Here is a 15694-nt window from a genome sequence, read left to right on the forward strand (position 1 = left end):
CCGCCTAAGCTGGCATGCATGGATACCTACCCAGTCATTGAATTCCGCCGCTACACGACTGTAGAAGGCGGGCAGGCAGCGTTCTCGCGCTATTTCGAAACCTTGTTCCCGGAAGCCTTCCAGCAACTGGGCGCGCTGGCGCTCGGCCAGTTCACGGAGCGCGGCAATCCGAACAGCTTCCTCTGGATGCGCGGCTTCACCAGTTGGGAGCAGCGCGCCGTGGTCAACGCCGCCTTCTACTACGGCCCGGTATGGAAGGAGCATAAGGCTACGCTGAACGGCCTGATGACCGACAGCGATAACGTCCTGCTGCTGCGCCCCTGGCGGCCCGGCAGCGGCGTGCCGGCAATGCCCGCTGTCGATCCTGTGCTGGAACCTGAAGGCGCGCAGGGCGATGTGGTCGCCATCCTGTGCAGCGTCAAACCCGGCCAGGTGGAGCAATTTGCTGAACTGGCCGCACCGGCCTTCGCCGCTTGGCGCGAAGGCGGCTGGCACGAAGCCGGCACCCTGGTCACGCTCGACATGCCGAACAACTTCCCGCAATTGCCTGTACGCGGCGATGGCCCGCACCTGGTGTGGCTGGGCAGCGCCGCGCCAGGCTGTCAACCGCCCGCGCTGGAAGCACTCACTGACGCAGCGTACGGCCTGTTGCGCGAGCCGCCGGAGCGCATCCTGCTGCGTCCGACGCATCGGTCGCGCCTGCGGTACAACACAAAAATATAAGCAACGGCCATTGTGCTGCGGCATTTGTTTTGGGGATAAAATAACGACTCAGAGAATATTGCGCCTACGAAAGAAATCATGTCTGAGTTGAAAGATCTATCCACTTACAGCAAGGACACCCCGGTAGGCCTGCCAGCCCTTGGTGGCCGCGCCGGCGTGTTCGTCCCCACCGACTTGTTCGACGTGGCGAACTCCAGCACCATCCGCAAAGGCGCCGGCATTGTCGGCTTCGGCAATCCCGACGGTTCGCTGACGATCTATTTTGAAGCCAACCGCTTCGACGATTCTTCCCTGCATAAATGGGAAAACAAGGCGCGCAAAGCCTACGACCGCATGGTCGCCGTAGCGCCGACCGTTTCCAAAGCCAAGATGGATGCCAAGTTCCTGGAGCAGGTTGGCTACATAGACGGCGCCGGCATCACGCTGAAAGAGCCGGACCGGCTGAACGATTGGCTGAACCTGTCGAACGCCCTGGATACCGCACCGGAAGCAGCCGTGGTGTTGTGGGGCAAGAAATAGCGGACGAGCAATAGTCCTACAAAGGCATCGGCGACTCTCCGATGCCTTTTTTGTTTGCACTTGATTAAGATGAGATCATGATCTTAGGCAGGAGCATCCCATGTCCCACCATCCATTCACCAGTAGCGCTGTGCTGCTCAGCCTGGTGGCCTCGGCAACTTGGCTGCTGTGCTCGGCGGACGTGCTGATGCACATCCCCCTTTTCTTCCACTGATTACCAGCGGCGGCCACGATAGCCGTGGCGGTGGCCGTTGGTGAACAGGAAATCAAAGCCGATGGTCACCGGCGGGTAAGCATACACCGGCGCTGGCGCGTAATACGGCGCTGGCGCTACGTACACCGGCTGCGGCGCCGCATACACAGGCTGTTGTTCCACATACACCGGCTCGCTCGAATAGCTCACCGGGGCGCCAGAGCGCGCTGCGGTACCGTTCGCCACCGGAGTGACCGACACCGTCCGCCATTCGTATGGATTGCTGGAGGCATAGCGCACCGGCTGTTGGGCGCAACCGGCCAGGCCCAGGGCCAGTACCGGCAAGATCATCAAAGTTTTCATGGCATTCTCCTTCCCAGGATTCAACTATAGGGAAAATTCGGGCGCATGTCGCAGCTTTTACAAATGCTTACCGCGAGCAACTCAAATATACGGAATATCGCATTTGTCGACCGGTTTACCTGCCGCATCGACGCGCTGGGCACATAGCTGGTAAGTGATCCCGAAATCCATATCGACCCGGTACACCTTGCCGTATGGCAGGGACACCGTTTCCTGCAGCACGTGCTGGTAGCTCAGGGCAGGCACATCCGCCGGCACGGCGATCGAGGTATGGAAGTTGCGCCGGCGATCCTGCTGGCGGCGGTGCACATCGACATTCAGGCCCAGGTCGAGCGTAACGCCACCCGGTTCGTAGTTATAGCGCGTCACGTTGCGCGAGGCGAGCAGCACGCCCCAGGCGCAAGGCAGGGCATCCGGGCAGTGCTTGAGCTGGGCTAGCGGGAAGATTTCCTCATTGTTGCTTAATTCCGGCAACTGCCAGACGGTGCGCGTGCCATCCACCTTGCCGCTGGCGGCATTCGGCCATGTCATTGAATTTACGACAACAACATACTGCTTGTTGCGCGCCGGGTCATTCGGGTTGCGCCACATGGCGCAACCGGATAGCAAAATGCCGGCTAGTGGAATGAGAAACAGAACTTTCATACGGGCTACCCAGACGTGATACCCGCAGATTAACAAAAAACGGCCCGCGAGGGGCCGTTTTCTTATACAGGAACACCAGGTCAGTCCAGTTTCCAGGCGTAGTCCACCTTGGTCCAGGTTTCGGCCGGTGCGCCGTCCTTGGTGCCAGGCTTGAATTTGCAGGCGCTCAGCGCCTTCATTGCAGCCTTGTCCAGGTTCTTGAAGCCGGACGACTTGTCCAGCTTGGAATCCTTGACTTCGCCGTTGGCGGCAACCAGGAAGGACATGCTCACGGTGCCCTGCTCTTCATTCATCAGGGACGCTTTTGGATACTCAGCCTTGCAATTCTTGGCATCGAACGATGCCGGTACTTCGGCCGCGAAGGCCGATGCGCCCATTGCGAGCGCTACAGCCATAACACTCAACTTGGTCATCATGATGTTCCCCTACTGAATGAGAAAGAAATGAATTACAGGGACCAGACGTAGTCGACCTTGGTCCAGGTCTGGGCTACGGCGCCATCCTTGGTGCCTGGCTTGAATTTGCAAGCGCTGATGGCCTTGACCGCAGCCTTGTCCAGGTTCTTGAAGCCGCTGGATTTATCGACTTTGGAATCCATCACTTCGCCGCCAGCCGAAACCAGGAAGGACATGGTGACCTGGCCTTGTTCTTCGTTCAGCAGGGAAGCCTTCGGGTATTCAGCCTTGCAGTTCTTGGCATCGAATACTGCCGGGGTTTCGCCCGCAAACGCGGAAGCGGAAACGATGGATGCTGCGACAAAACCAATCAGACGCTTGTTCATTTCAAATCCCAATCAAAAATTATGAAAAACTGCGGGTCTGTACCCGATTAATTAAAACTCTTCCCACTCGTCGCTGCCGGCAGTGGCGGCGACAACTTTCTTAGGTGCTGGTGCCGCGGCCGGCTTGGCAGCAGGCGCGCGTTTCGCTGGCGCCTTCGGTACCACGGCCACAGCGGTCTGGGTGACAGCCGGCTTGGCGGCGGTCAGTGCATATTCAGCTTCAGCATCGAGCTTGAAGATCGACACCACGCGCGACAGTTCGCCAGCCTGGTCTTGCAGCGACTGCGCAGCGGCAGCGGCTTCTTCAACCAGCGCGGCATTCTGCTGGGTCATCGCGTCCATCTCGATGATCGACTGGTTCACCTGCTCGATGCCGGCGCTCTGTTCCTGCGAGGCGCTGGCGATTTCGCTCATGATGTCGGTCACACGGCGCACGGAAGCAACCACTTCATCCATGGTCACGCCAGCCTGGCCCACCAGTTTCGAACCGCGCTCCACTTTCTCGACGGAGTCGCCGATCAGGGACTTGATCTCTTTCGCAGCGCCAGCGGAACGCTGGGCCAGGTTACGCACTTCCGATGCCACCACAGCGAAGCCGCGGCCCTGCTCACCGGCACGTGCTGCTTCAACAGCGGCGTTCAGCGCCAGGATGTTGGTCTGGAAGGCGATGCCGTCGATCACGCCGATGATGTCGACGATCTTGTTGGCCGAAGCGTTGATCGAGCTCATGGTCTCAACCACTTGCGACACAACCTGGCCGCCTTTCAGCGCCACGTCGGAGGCCGATGCCGCCAGCTGGTTGGCTTCACGTGCATTGTCGGCGTTCTGCTTCACGGTGGAGGTCAGTTCTTCCATGGCGGAAGCGGTCTTCTCCAGGTTCGAAGCCTGCATTTCGGTACGGGACGACAGGTCGATATTGCCGGCGGCGATTTCGCGCGAAGCGGTGCCGATGGTTTCGGTACCCTGGCGCACCTGGCCGACGATGTCCACCAGGCTGTCGCGCATTTCCTTGATTTCGACCAGCAGCGAATCCTTGTCGGTGGACGAGGTGTGGATGCTCACCGACAGGTCGCCGTTGGCGATGGCGCCGGCAATCGAAGCGGTGTAGTCAGGCTCGCCGCCCAGTTGCTTCAGCAGGCCGCGGGTGATGACCCAGGCCGCGAAGATCGACACCACCATGGCGGCCAGGCCAGCCACGATCATGAACAGGCGTGCCGAGGAGAAGCCTTCGGCAGCTTCAACCTTCATTTCTTCGTTGATCTTGTCTTCCAGCGAAGCCAGCTGGCCCAGTGCTTCGGTCCACTTCTTCTGCGCCGGCTTGATTTCTTTCAGGTAGATCTTGGTTGCAGCCAGGGCATCGTTGGCCAGCCACAGTTCGGACGCCTTCTTCACGGCCGGCAGCACCAGCGTTTCCTGCGCCTTCACTTGCGCCAGCAGCGCTTTTTCTTCAGGGGTGGCATCTTTGGCGTACACGGCGGCCAGCTTGGCGTCGGCATCCTGGTAGTCCTTCAGTTCCTTGTTGATGCGCGCCAGTTCCGGCTCCATGTCGGAAGGCTCGGACATCAGGGTCAGGATCTTCAGGTCGCTGACGTTTTCAACGTTGTTGCGCATGTCGATCACCAGGCGGGTCGCGACGGCATTCACACTCACGACATGATCCAGGCGGTCCTGAATCTGAGCCATGCGCCAGATGCCGACGACAGTGATAATGGCGAGAAACACCAGTACCAGTGCGAAACCGAGGCCAAGACGGGCCCCTACCTTCAGTTTACTCAAATTCATTTCGGCTCTTATTTAGAAAGATTTTCGATTGCCTAAAGGATAACGGTGTCAAACATTTACCGAATCCACTGACCCTTGCTGCTACGCAAGTAGCGACAGTAGCAAACTATGACTGCGAATGCAAAGACCGCTATCGCCGTGGGATGAAACCTGTCGTATTTCATCCCTAAAACACACGGTAGGAACCGTAAATAGCATGTGTGAATCAGGGAAATTATAGACTCGAGGTTTCCACACGGCAAGCAAATTTTGCTTACCGTGTGAGCAATTGAACTTCCTTCGGGGAAACAGCTCAGCAGCAGCGCAAATCGGAAGTGAATGCGCAGGACAACTTGTGTTTACTTGGTTCGGCTGAAAGCCTCGAGCAAGATGCGGGGATCGCCGGCCGCCAGCTTCTTGGCGTCGGACAGGGTCTGGCGATACTGGCGCGCACCCTGCAAGCCCTGCGCCAGGCCCAGCATGTGACGCGTGATGGTGTTGATTTTCAAGCCCTTGCCGCCCTCTTTCGCCAGCTGTTCCTCGATATACGGCATCATCGCTTCCAGCACCTGCTGGCGGCTGCGCGGCTCTTCAGCCGCGCCGTAGTAGCGCTGGTCGAAGGCAGCCATCAGGTAAGGGTTGTGGTAGGCCTCGCGGCCCAGCATGACGCCATCCACATGCTGCAGGTGGGTGTCGACTTCTTCCAGGGTCTTGATGCCGCCGTTGATCAGGATCTCGAACTGCGGGAAATCCTTCTTGAGCTGATAGGCGTATTCGTATTTCAGCGGCGGGATCTCACGGTTCTCCTTCGGGGACAGGCCCTTCAGGATCGCGTTACGGGCATGCACCACGAAGGTCGTGCAGCCGGCTTCCGCCACGGTGCCGACGAAATCGCGCACGAAATCGTAGCTTTCCTCGTGATCGATGCCGATGCGGTGCTTGACGGTGACTTCGATGTCGACCGCGTCCTTCATCGCCTTGACGCAATCGCGCACCAGTTCCGGCTCGGTCATCAGGCAGGCACCAAATGCGCCCTTCTGCACGCGCGGCGACGGGCAACCGCAATTGAGGTTGATTTCATCGTAGCCCCACTTTTCGCCCAGTTTGGCGGCGCTGGCAAGATCCTTCGGATCGGATCCGCCCAGCTGCAGCGCCACCGGATGCTCCTCGTCATTGAAGCGCAGGTGGCGCTCCACATCGCCGTATACCAGCGCACCGGTGGTCACCATCTCCGTGTACAGCCAGGTGTACTGCGAGATCAGGCGATGGAAATGGCGGCAATGGCGGTCGGTCCAATCCATCATCGGCGCCACGGACAGGCGGCGGGAAGGCTTGGGGGCGATCGAGGTGGTCATAATGCAAAGCTCAACAAACGGGGCCGCATATTATAGCGAAAGTCGGGGTCAGGTCTGGCAATCGGACAAAATGTCCGATTGCTAGACCTGACCCCGACTTTCAAGCGAAGAGTTCTTCGACGCGGGACAGGCGGCGGGCGGCTTCGCCCGTCAGGGAGCCGGAGGCGGTCATGATCTGGCGGATGCCTACCAGCGCGCGCTTGCGGTCGGCGTCGGCCAGCAGTTTAGGCAGGGCCGACATGGCGCGTTCTTCGTCCAGTTGCAGGATCATGTTCTGCTCCTGCACTACCTCTTTGAAGCGCGCCAGCGATATGCGTTCCTTGGCCGGCAGCAGCGCGCGCAACTCGCGCAGGACGCCAAAGGCCCGTTCGTCGGCCACGCGCACCTCGGGACTGCGGGCGATATACAGGATCGAACGCACCACCGCCTCGCGCTCGCCGCCACTGGCCAGCCGCTTGGCAGCTTCGGTGCGGCGCGCAGCCACCACCGATTCGCGCGCGATATCGCGCCCGATGCGGCGGCGGATATTGGCCGAATCGGCGCGCAAGCCAAGCAACGTTTGCAGCAGCGGCTGGCCATAGGTGGACAGGAAGAACTGCTCCACCGACTGGTCGCGCATCACCTGGTACTGCTCGAGCGCTGCCACGATCTGTTCCGAAGCCGCCTCCTGCAGCTTGAGGAAGAAGTTATCCTGCGCGGCGGGCTTGCGCTGCTCCCTCACCTGTTCCGCAAGTGCGCTGATCCCGCTCAGGAACGGGTTCATGTCGGAGAACAGCTCATAACGCATGCGGTAGGGATGCATGCGCCGCATCCACTCCGCCGATTGCTCATTGGTCGCGGCTTGCACGAACGGGCTGACGAAAGTGCGATACAGGCCCTGGTTGATCTCCGACAGGCGCGCCACCGTGGCGAAGCGGCGCTCGTCCTCATCATCGTTGCCGCCCAGCGCGCGCAGTTCGTTCAAGTCGCGCCGTTCGAAGCGCACCACGTAATTCCCATCGGCCAGCTCGGGGCTATGCACGCCCTCTCCGGCCTTGTCGATAAACACCGCTTCGTACAGGCCCGGCGGCAGCACGTCGATCAAGTCCATGGAACGCGTGAATTCGTCATGCTCCTTGTTGGCCACAGAGGCTGACACGAAAATGCCCAGGTGCCCGATCGATTCGTGCAGCGTGTACACCGCCGTTTGCCCGCCGGCCACCAGCGCAGCGTCGTCCTCATACAGATCGAGCAGCCAGCCCAGCGCCTGCTGCGGCGGCGTGATGTCGTCGCCCCAGGAGCAGAACACCACGATCGGTGAGCGGATATTGCGCAAGTCGATGCGGCGGCCCGCGGTGTCATGAATCGTGCCGTTGCTCAGGCGATTGCCGACAAACAGGTTATCGGTGATGAACTGGATCTCCTCCGCGTTCAGCAGCACCGGATTACCCCACCAGCGTTCGAATTCCAGGAAGCGCTTTTCCTCGGTATCGACATTGGCGTACACGTGGTAGCTCTTCTTCCAATAAGTATTGGAAGGATTCATGTTCTCGAAATTGCTGACCAGGTGGGCGCCATCGAACTTGCCGTTGCCAAGGTCGCCCGCCAGGGACGTCATCCAGGTGCCGCCGGTCAGGCCGCCCAGGTAGCGCAAGGGGTTCTTGCCGCGTACGCCGGCCCAATACGACAGCGGCGCGCCGGCCAGCACCAAGGGGCCGGCCAGCTCGGGATGCAGTGCGGCCGTCATCATGATCTGCCAGCCGGCCTGGCAATTGCCGATCAGGGCCGGCTTGCCTTCGGCTTGCGGGTGCAGGTAGGCCACCTGCTCGATGAACTGCGCTTCGGCGTGGCAGACGTCTTCAATCGTCTGTCCGGGCACCGGTGCCGGCAGGAAGCCAATGAAGTAGCAGGGATTGCCGGCCTTCAGGACCACGCCGATTTCGCTGTCCTGCTTCATGCCGCCGATGCCCGGCCCGTGCCCGGCGCGTGGATCGACGACGATAAAAGGTCGCTTGGTGTCGTCGATCTCCACGCCTTCCGGCGGGATAATACGCATCAGGGAATAGTTCACCGGCCGCGCAAGCGTGCGGCCATCGAGCAGGGTCTCGAATTCGAAATTGAGCACATGAGGCGCGGTCTCGCGCTCGCGCGCATTGCGCTCGGTACCGCGGCGATACAGGACGTCCATGAACAGGATCGAGCGCTGCCAGGTGTCGGTCCAATATTCCACGGCCTGTGCGGCCAGGTTGCTAGGTTCGGCCATGCGGGTTCTCCTCGTCGATTCCGGCTTGGGACATACAGGTTACCACGCTCATGTGCCCAGCGTGCTTCACTCCAGTGGCGTCAATTCCACATGGCGCAACTCGTACGGCGTGCCCTCAAGCTGGAAGCCAATCCGTCCTTCGCGTGGCAATGTGCCAGTCACGCGATTCTGTACCACTCCGTTAACCGACACCTCGATCACGCCATTGCGCGCCACGATATCGGCACTGTTCCACTCGCCTGAAGGCAGCTCGGAACCGGCGGCGATGCGCGCCTTCACGGCCGGCTTGTCGCCCGTCAGCGGCTCGGCGAACGTTGCGCCGGCCATCGGCAGCACGTCGCCGGCACTGCCGGACTTGGTCTGCACTTGTAAACTCAAAGGCCAGACGCGATCCATCGGCCCCTCGCTGATATGCAGCAGAACGCCGGCATTGCCCTCCTTGCCCGGCCAGCGCCACTCGACGTGCAGCCGGTAGTTGCGATAGCTGGCAGTCGTGGCGAAGAAGCCCGAGGGCGCGCCGCTCACTGCAAGCACGCCATCGGGACGCACGCCGATAGCGCTAGCAAGGTCCGCCGCCGGTGCAGTGCGAAGCTCCCAGCTGCGCAAATCGCTGAACATGTCGCCCGCAGCGGCGCCGCCAGCTGCCGCCAGGCAGGCCGTGGTAAAGAGGATTTGCTTGATCATCTGGTCTCCGAAGAAAAAAAAACCCGCCTTGCGGCGGGTTCTTCATGCATTACGCGTTTTCTTTGTTGGCACGCTTGCGCTCGTGCTCTTTCAGGTAGCGCTTGCGCAGGCGGATCGATTTCGGGGTGACTTCCACCAGCTCGTCGTCATCGATGAATTCCACTGCGTATTCCAGCGACATCTGGATTGGCGGCACCAGGCGCACTGCTTCGTCGGTACCGGACGAACGCACGTTGGTCAGCTGCTTGCCCTTGATCGGGTTGACCACCAGGTCGTTGTCGCGCGAGTGGATACCGATGATCATGCCTTCGTACACTGGGTCGTTGTGGACCACGAACATACGGCCGCGATCCTGCAGCTTCCAGATTGCGTAGGCCACGGCAGCGCCGTCGTCCTGCGAGATCAGCACGCCGTTGCGACGGCCGCCCAGTTCGCCTTTCGAGCTGTCAACCGGAGCGTAGGCGTCGAACACGTGCGACATCAGGCCGGTACCGCGGGTCAGGGTCATGAATTCGCCCTGGAAGCCGATCAGGCCACGCGCAGGAATGCGGTACTCCAGGCGCACACGGCCCTTGCCGTCCGATTCCATGTTCTGCAGGTCGCCACGACGACGGCCCAGTTCTTCCATCACGCCACCCTGGTTGGCTTCTTCCACGTCAACCGACAGGTTTTCGTACGGCTCATGGCGCACGCCATCCACCATCTTGAACACCACGCGCGGACGCGACACAGCCATCTCAAAACCTTCGCGACGCATGTTTTCGATCAGGATGGTCAGGTGCAGTTCGCCGCGGCCCGATACTTCGAAGACGGTATCGTCGTCGGTCGGTGCCACGCGCAGTGCAACGTTGGCCTTCAGTTCTTTGTCCAGGCGGTCGCGCAGCTGGCGCGAGGTTACGAACTTACCTTCGCGGCCGGCCAGAGGCGAGTTGTTGACCATGAAGTTCATGGTCAGGGTCGGTTCGTCGACGGTCAGCATTGGCAGCGCGTCCGGGGTATCCGGTGCGCACACGGTGGAGCCGATGCCGATTTCTTCGATACCGTTGATCAGGATAATGTCGCCGGCAACCGCTTCGTCCACCAGCACGCGCTCCAGGCCCTTGAAGTTCAGCACCTGGTTGATGCGGCCCTTGATTGGGGTCGAATCAGGGCCGTTCAGGACCACCACGTCCTGGCCGGTCTTCACGCGGCCGCGGGACACGCGGCCGATACCGATCTTGCCGACGTAGGACGAGTAGTCCAGCGAGGTGATTTGCATCTGCAGCGGGCCGTCCGGATTGTCGTCGCGCACCGGCACGTACTTCAGGATGGCTTCGAACAGCGGCTTCATGTCGCCGTCACGCACGGTTTCGTCCAGGCCGGCGTAGCCGTTCAGGCCCGAGGCGTACACGATCGGGAAGTCCAGCTGTTCATCGGTTGCGCCCAGCTTGTCGAACAGTTCGAAAGTCTGGTTGATCGCCCAGTCGGCGCGCGCGCCCGGACGGTCGATCTTGTTCACCACCACGATCGGCTTCAGGCCCAGGGCCAGTGCCTTACGGGTCACGAAACGGGTCTGCGGCATCGGGCCTTCCTGCGCATCGATCAGCAGCAGCACGGAGTCGACCATCGACAGCACGCGCTCCACTTCGCCGCCGAAGTCGGCGTGGCCTGGGGTGTCGACGATGTTGATGTGGGTGCCTTCGTACTCAACGGCGCAGTTCTTCGACAGAATGGTAATGCCGCGTTCTTTCTCCAGGTCGTTGGAGTCCATGACGCGGGTATCAACCTGCTGGTTCTCACGGAAGGTACCGGACTGCTTCAGCAGCTGGTCCACCAGGGTGGTCTTGCCATGGTCAACGTGGGCGATGATGGCGATGTTGCGAATTGCGCGTTTAGTATTAGACATGATTTGTGTGTGGACAGGAATTCTGCAAGTGCGGGAGCACTGAACCCACTAGTATAGCATGCTGCGCCGCAAGCTAGAAGCTCCCCATCTTTGATTTCCGTAGGGTATTATTAGAAAATAAGCAATCACGCTTATTTGAGCCCTATGAACTGCCTGGAGAGCACTACATGAAATTGCGTTTGACGAACACCGTTTTGACGGCCGCCCTGTCCCTGCTGGTGGCTGGCGCCGCCGCCGCCGCACCGGTCGGCGTGCAGATCCTGAGCGCTACGGTCAAGGACAAGAAGATCGACGGCGCCACCGTCACGCTGCAAAAGAACGGCGAACAATCGGTCAGCGCAAACACTGACGCTCAGGGCCAAGTCAAGCTGGCGCCAACTTTCGCCGACGACGCTTCGACCCTGATGATCGTCAAGAAGCCGGGCTATTCCAACCTGGTGGTGAAGTGCCCGTGCAACGGCTCGACTTACGCTATCAGCCCGGTGATGAATAACCTGGACGGCATGCGTATCGTGTTGAACTGGGGCGCCAGCCCGGCCGACCTGGATTCCCACGTGGTCTACCCGGACAACCACGTCTACTTCATGCAGATGCGCGGCACCGACGCCAAGCTGGATGTGGACGACACCAACGGCTTCGGTCCCGAGACCATCACCATCGATCGCAAGCACGTCGGCCAGCGCTATGTCTACGCCGTGCATGACTTCACCGACGGCTCCAACCCGAACACCCGCAACCTGGCCAACAGCGGCGCCAAGGTCTTCGTGTACGTCGGCCAGACCCTGATCCGCACCTATTACGTGCCGACCACCGGCACCGGCAACCTGTGGACCGTGTTCGCGGTGACCGAAGATGGCGAGTTCCAGGACTTCAACACCCTGAAAGGCGTGACCAGCCATGACCGCCTGCAAACCTCCGAGTTCTCCGGTGTTGGCCGTGCAGCCGACCTGCAAGCCGTGAATTACAGCGCGAGCAGCCAGGACAGCGCCAAACGCCTGAACAGCCAGGGCGAAGCGGCCTACCACGCCGGCAACCTGGACGAAGCGATCCGCCTGTACCAGGAAGCGATTGAATTGAACGGCAACTACGGCCAGGCATACAGCAACCTGGGCCTGGCGTTCCAGAAGGCCAACCGCACGGCGGAAGCCATGTGGGCCAACCGCAAGGCCATTGCACTGGCCAGCGGTTCGACTGCACCTACCGTGCGCGCCAGCTCGCACTACAACAACGGCAAGATCTACGAAGCGGCATCGCAGTGGGATGACGCGCTGCGCGAATACCGCGCGGCGCAGGCGGAGAAGAGCAACCCGACCTACGACAAGGCCATCGCGCGCATGCAGCAGAACGGGGCGAAATAATGCGCTGGCCAGCGCTGCCCTCCCTGTGCATGGCCGCCGCGCTGGCCGCGGTTGCCATGCCTGCCTTCGCCGTCGGCCCGGCTGCGGTGGCCAAGGCCGACCGTCGCTTGTGGACGGAGACCCTGAACAGCCGCAACGGCTTCGACAAGGCTTCGCGTGCATCGATCCTGACCTATGCTTCGGCACTGCAGGAAATGCACAAGATGGCCGATGCCGACATGATGGCGTCGTTTAAGATCAAGAGCCTGAACCGCGCCTCGGTCGACAAGTGGCTGAAGTCGGAAATGGCGCTGGCGCTGACGAACTACCAGCGTGCGGCGCGCGACTGCGCCGGCGGCGACTGGACTTGCGTAGCGCAGGTCGACAGCGTTGACACCCTTCTGCGCCAGGCCGATACCTGGCAGAAGTCGGTACCGGCCGGCCAGCAAGCCTGGCACGCCAACCTGTCCGCCTTCACCCGCGCTTATCTTGCCGAGCAATTGCGCCTGGCCGCACTGTTCCCGAAGATCAGCAGCGAGATCGATCGCTTCGGCCCGCACGAATGGAATGGCGACACGCTGGAAGACCGACAGTTCCTGCTGACCTTCGACGACGGCCCTTCGCCAGGCGCGAATACGGACGACACGCTGGCCATGCTGGCAAACGCCAGGAAGACCGGTGTGTTCTTCGTGCTCGGCGAGAACCTGCAGAACCGCGTCAACAAGGCCGGTGCGGCCAAGGTCGCGGCTTCGTACAAGAACCAATGCATGGCTTCCCATGGCTGGCAGCACCAGTCGCACGCCAAGTGGGACCAGTGGCAGGATTCGATCACCCGTACCCACGGGCTGTTGAATGCGACCTTCGCCAAAGGCGACGTGCTGCCCTACTTCCGCCCGCCCTATGGCCAGCGGCCTGCGGACAGTGCATCGTTCTTCCAGCAGCAGGGCCTGCAGGTCGCGCTGTGGAACCTGGACTCGCAGGACTGGAGCAGCCAGGTCAGCGCGGACGACGTGAGTAACCGCATGATCGCGCTGATGCTGATCAAGCGGCACGGCGTGCTGCTGTTCCACGATGTGCATAGCAAAGCGAAGGCGGCGCTGCCCGTCATCTTCGACGAGTTGGGCAACGCAGTCAGCTGGCGTGACTGCCAGCAGCCAATGGCCAAGTCCTGATGTACCGGGGCGGCATTATTCGCCGCCCCGTTCTTTGAGGCAGATCAATCCGCCTTCATCCTCACGCAACGCTCCTGTGCACGTCCGCTCAAAGCGGTCATGCAAGATCACGATTCCCTCTGGAAAAAGCAATCGACGCGTTCCTGTTTGAATGCATCGAATTCTGTTGGCCAACTGCTTAGTCATTGGCGGCCGTTTCGATCTCGCTGCCAATCCTGGACGGTGAAATACAGCTCCGCTCTCCAATCTTCAAGCTACTGGACTGGGATCGCCAAGCCGATGACTTATTAAATAGCGAAAGTGCGACATGGACATAGACATGGAACTGATGCCAAGATTTGCCGAGAAGATCAGGGACAAGGCGCGCGAAGAAGGACTAAGTCATGGCCATCAACAAGGCCTTGCAAACGGCCGCGCAGAAGGTCTTGAGCAAGGTCTTGCACAAGGGGTGCTGGACGGACAACGCCAAATAGTGGAACGCCTGCTGACAGTCCGCTTCGGGCAATTGCCCGATGGGGCAATAAAACGAATTCGAAGCTCATCGCTGGGAGACCTTGAGCAATGGACCAGGAATCTGTGCGATGCGCCGTCCCTTTCCGAAGTGTTTTGCGCGTGAGTAATTAAACTTCGTCGCGCTCAGGCAATGGATACCAACAGCCGCCTTGCTACGCTTAGTTGCCGCTGGCTGCAGCGATCAGGCGCTCGGGGGCGAGGATGGCGTATTCGCCAAAGATGCCAGTGCCGAGCAGGCGGCCTGCATCGTCGTAAATGCGTACCCGGCCTTCATACGGCGTCGGCACGGCGATCGATGGCTCTTTGCCGAGCGGCAGGCGTTGGCCGTGCAGGAAGCGCTTGGCGAGATCTGCATCCAGCACGATACGCGGGAAGGACGACAGCAGCGCGTCCACCGGCGCCAGCAGCTCACGCGGTGCAGCGTGGGCTGCCAGGTCTTCCAGCGTGACCATCTTGTCGGTGGTCAGGGCGCCGACTTGCGTGCGGCGCAGGGCGTTCAGGTGTGCGCCGCAGCCCAGGGCCGCGCCGATGTCTTCGCCCAGCACACGGATGTAGGTGCCTTTGCTGCAGGTGACTTCGATCTTCAGGAAAGGCGCTTCCCACGAAACCAGTTCCAGCTTGTGGATCACCACCTCGCGCGCTTCGCGCTCCAGCGTGATTCCTTCTCGGGCGTACTCGTATAGCGGCTTGCCGTCGCGCTTCAAGGCGGAATACATCGGCGGCACCTGCTTGATCGGGCCGCGGAAGCGGGCCATCACGGCTTCGATTTCAGCTTGCGTGCAGTTGACATCGCGCGTTTCCAGCACCTGGCCTTCGGTGTCGCCGGTATCGGTGCGCACGCCCATGTGCACAGTGGCCAGGTAGGTCTTGTCGGCTTCCAGCAGGTCCTGCGAGAACTTGGTCGCTTCGCCGAAGCACAGCGGCAGCAAGCCGGTGGCGAATGGATCGAGCGTGCCGGTGTGGCCGGCCTTCTTCGCGTTCATGAAGCGCTTGGCCTTGATCAGGGCGTCGTTGCTGGACAGGCCTACCGGCTTATCGAGCAGCAGCACGCCGTCAACGGCATCGCGCACGCGCTTTACACGTGCTTCAGTCATTCTTCTTCGCTGTTCTCGTCGAAGTCGGCAGCGCGAGTGGCGTTGGCCTTGTCGATCAGGGCGGACATCGCCATGCCGCGCGAGGCGGACATGTCATGCTGGAAGTGCAGCTGCGGCAGCGTGTGGATATGCAGGCGCTTGCCCAACTGGTTGCGCAGGTAGCCGGCAGCAGCGGCCAGGCCGGCCAGCGTGTTCTTGATCGATTCCGGATCGTCTTTCAGCGTGGTGAAGAACACCTTCGCGTGCGCGTAGTCCGGGGTGAGCTGCACTTCGGACAGGGTGATCATGCCGACGCGCGGATCCTTCACTTCGAAGGCGATCAGTTCGGACAGGTCTTTCTGGATTTGATCCGCCACGCGCAGGCCGCGCTGGGGGATCGATTTGCTATGTTTAGCCATGATTTGCTTTCGATAAAACTAAAAGGCGG

The 15694-nt window shown here is 60.8% G+C and carries 16 protein-coding genes; 5 read left to right on the plus strand and 11 right to left on the minus strand.

Annotation, left to right across the window (positions count from 1 at the left end):
• Nucleotides 1–18: 18 nt before the first annotated feature.
• Nucleotides 19–723: an NIPSNAP family protein gene (locus ASE26_RS03750; protein WP_055933419.1), complete on the plus strand. Its 705-nt coding sequence runs from the start codon at nt 19–21 to the stop codon at nt 721–723.
• Nucleotides 724–801: 78 nt separating this feature from the next.
• A complete protein-coding gene (locus ASE26_RS03755) occupies nt 802–1242 on the plus strand; it encodes a hypothetical protein (protein ID WP_055933416.1) in 441 nt (146 codons plus the stop codon).
• A 214-nt stretch (nt 1243–1456) separates the two neighbouring features.
• Here the strand turns inward: ASE26_RS03755 and ASE26_RS03760 are convergent, their stop codons facing one another.
• The 9 genes from ASE26_RS03760 to typA form a co-directional block, all read right to left on the minus strand.
• Entirely contained in the window at nt 1457–1798 is a 342-nt protein-coding gene (locus ASE26_RS03760; protein ID WP_055933414.1) for a hypothetical protein, read from the minus strand.
• 81 nt (nt 1799–1879) lie between these two features.
• Nucleotides 1880–2443: a hypothetical protein gene (locus ASE26_RS03765; protein ID WP_156398058.1), complete on the minus strand. Its 564-nt coding sequence runs from the start codon at nt 2441–2443 to the stop codon at nt 1880–1882.
• Between the two features lie 80 nt (nt 2444–2523).
• Nucleotides 2524–2856 carry an energy transducer TonB gene (locus ASE26_RS03770; protein WP_055933573.1) on the minus strand — a complete coding sequence of 111 codons (333 nt, stop codon included), beginning with the start codon at nt 2854–2856 and terminating at the stop codon, nt 2524–2526.
• A gap of 35 nt (nt 2857–2891) precedes the next feature.
• Nucleotides 2892–3224: an energy transducer TonB gene (locus ASE26_RS03775; RefSeq protein ID WP_055933408.1), complete on the minus strand. Its 333-nt coding sequence runs from the start codon at nt 3222–3224 to the stop codon at nt 2892–2894.
• A 51-nt stretch (nt 3225–3275) separates the two neighbouring features.
• On the minus strand, nt 3276–5006 hold the full coding sequence (locus ASE26_RS03780; protein ID WP_055933405.1) for a methyl-accepting chemotaxis protein: 1731 nt from the start codon (nt 5004–5006) through the stop codon (nt 3276–3278).
• A gap of 338 nt (nt 5007–5344) precedes the next feature.
• Entirely contained in the window at nt 5345–6340 is a 996-nt protein-coding gene (gene dusA, locus ASE26_RS03785; RefSeq protein ID WP_057245630.1) for a tRNA dihydrouridine(20/20a) synthase DusA, read from the minus strand.
• 100 nt (nt 6341–6440) lie between these two features.
• Nucleotides 6441–8582 carry a DUF3141 domain-containing protein gene (locus tag ASE26_RS03790; protein ID WP_055933265.1) on the minus strand — a complete coding sequence of 714 codons (2142 nt, stop codon included), beginning with the start codon at nt 8580–8582 and terminating at the stop codon, nt 6441–6443.
• A 66-nt stretch (nt 8583–8648) separates the two neighbouring features.
• Nucleotides 8649–9266, minus strand: a complete 618-nt coding sequence (locus ASE26_RS03795; RefSeq protein WP_057245631.1) for a DUF1080 domain-containing protein — start codon at nt 9264–9266, stop codon at nt 8649–8651.
• A 49-nt stretch (nt 9267–9315) separates the two neighbouring features.
• Nucleotides 9316–11151, minus strand: coding sequence for a translational GTPase TypA (typA, locus tag ASE26_RS03800; protein WP_055933258.1), 1836 nt, complete (start codon nt 11149–11151; stop codon nt 9316–9318).
• 167 nt (nt 11152–11318) lie between these two features.
• On the opposite strand from typA, the gene ASE26_RS03805 reads away from it, so the two are divergent.
• The 3 genes from ASE26_RS03805 (at nt 11319) to ASE26_RS29660 (ending at nt 14276) form a co-directional block, all read left to right on the plus strand.
• Nucleotides 11319–12509: a tetratricopeptide repeat protein gene (locus ASE26_RS03805; protein ID WP_055933255.1), complete on the plus strand. Its 1191-nt coding sequence runs from the start codon at nt 11319–11321 to the stop codon at nt 12507–12509.
• Nucleotides 12509–13660 (plus strand): polysaccharide deacetylase family protein, encoded by a 1152-nt coding sequence (locus tag ASE26_RS03810; RefSeq protein ID WP_057245632.1) that lies wholly within the window; start codon nt 12509–12511, stop codon nt 13658–13660. Before ASE26_RS03805 ends, ASE26_RS03810 begins: the two co-directional genes overlap by 1 nt.
• Before the next feature lie 319 nt (nt 13661–13979).
• Entirely contained in the window at nt 13980–14276 is a 297-nt protein-coding gene (locus ASE26_RS29660) for a DUF4351 domain-containing protein (protein ID WP_162246570.1), read from the plus strand.
• A 55-nt stretch (nt 14277–14331) separates the two neighbouring features.
• On the opposite strand, the gene truB is transcribed toward ASE26_RS29660, so the two are convergent.
• Together truB and rbfA are read right to left on the minus strand one after the other, a co-directional pair.
• Nucleotides 14332–15267, minus strand: a complete 936-nt coding sequence (gene truB, locus ASE26_RS03815; protein ID WP_055933249.1) for a tRNA pseudouridine(55) synthase TruB — start codon at nt 15265–15267, stop codon at nt 14332–14334.
• Nucleotides 15264–15665: a 30S ribosome-binding factor RbfA gene (gene rbfA, locus ASE26_RS03820; protein ID WP_055933246.1), complete on the minus strand. Its 402-nt coding sequence runs from the start codon at nt 15663–15665 to the stop codon at nt 15264–15266. Before rbfA ends, truB begins: the two co-directional genes overlap by 4 nt.
• Between the last annotated feature and the right edge of the window lie 29 nt (nt 15666–15694).

Origin of the sequence: Duganella sp. Root198D2 (assembly GCF_001428585.1) — a bacterium.
Classification (GTDB): domain Bacteria; phylum Pseudomonadota; class Gammaproteobacteria; order Burkholderiales; family Burkholderiaceae_D; genus Rugamonas.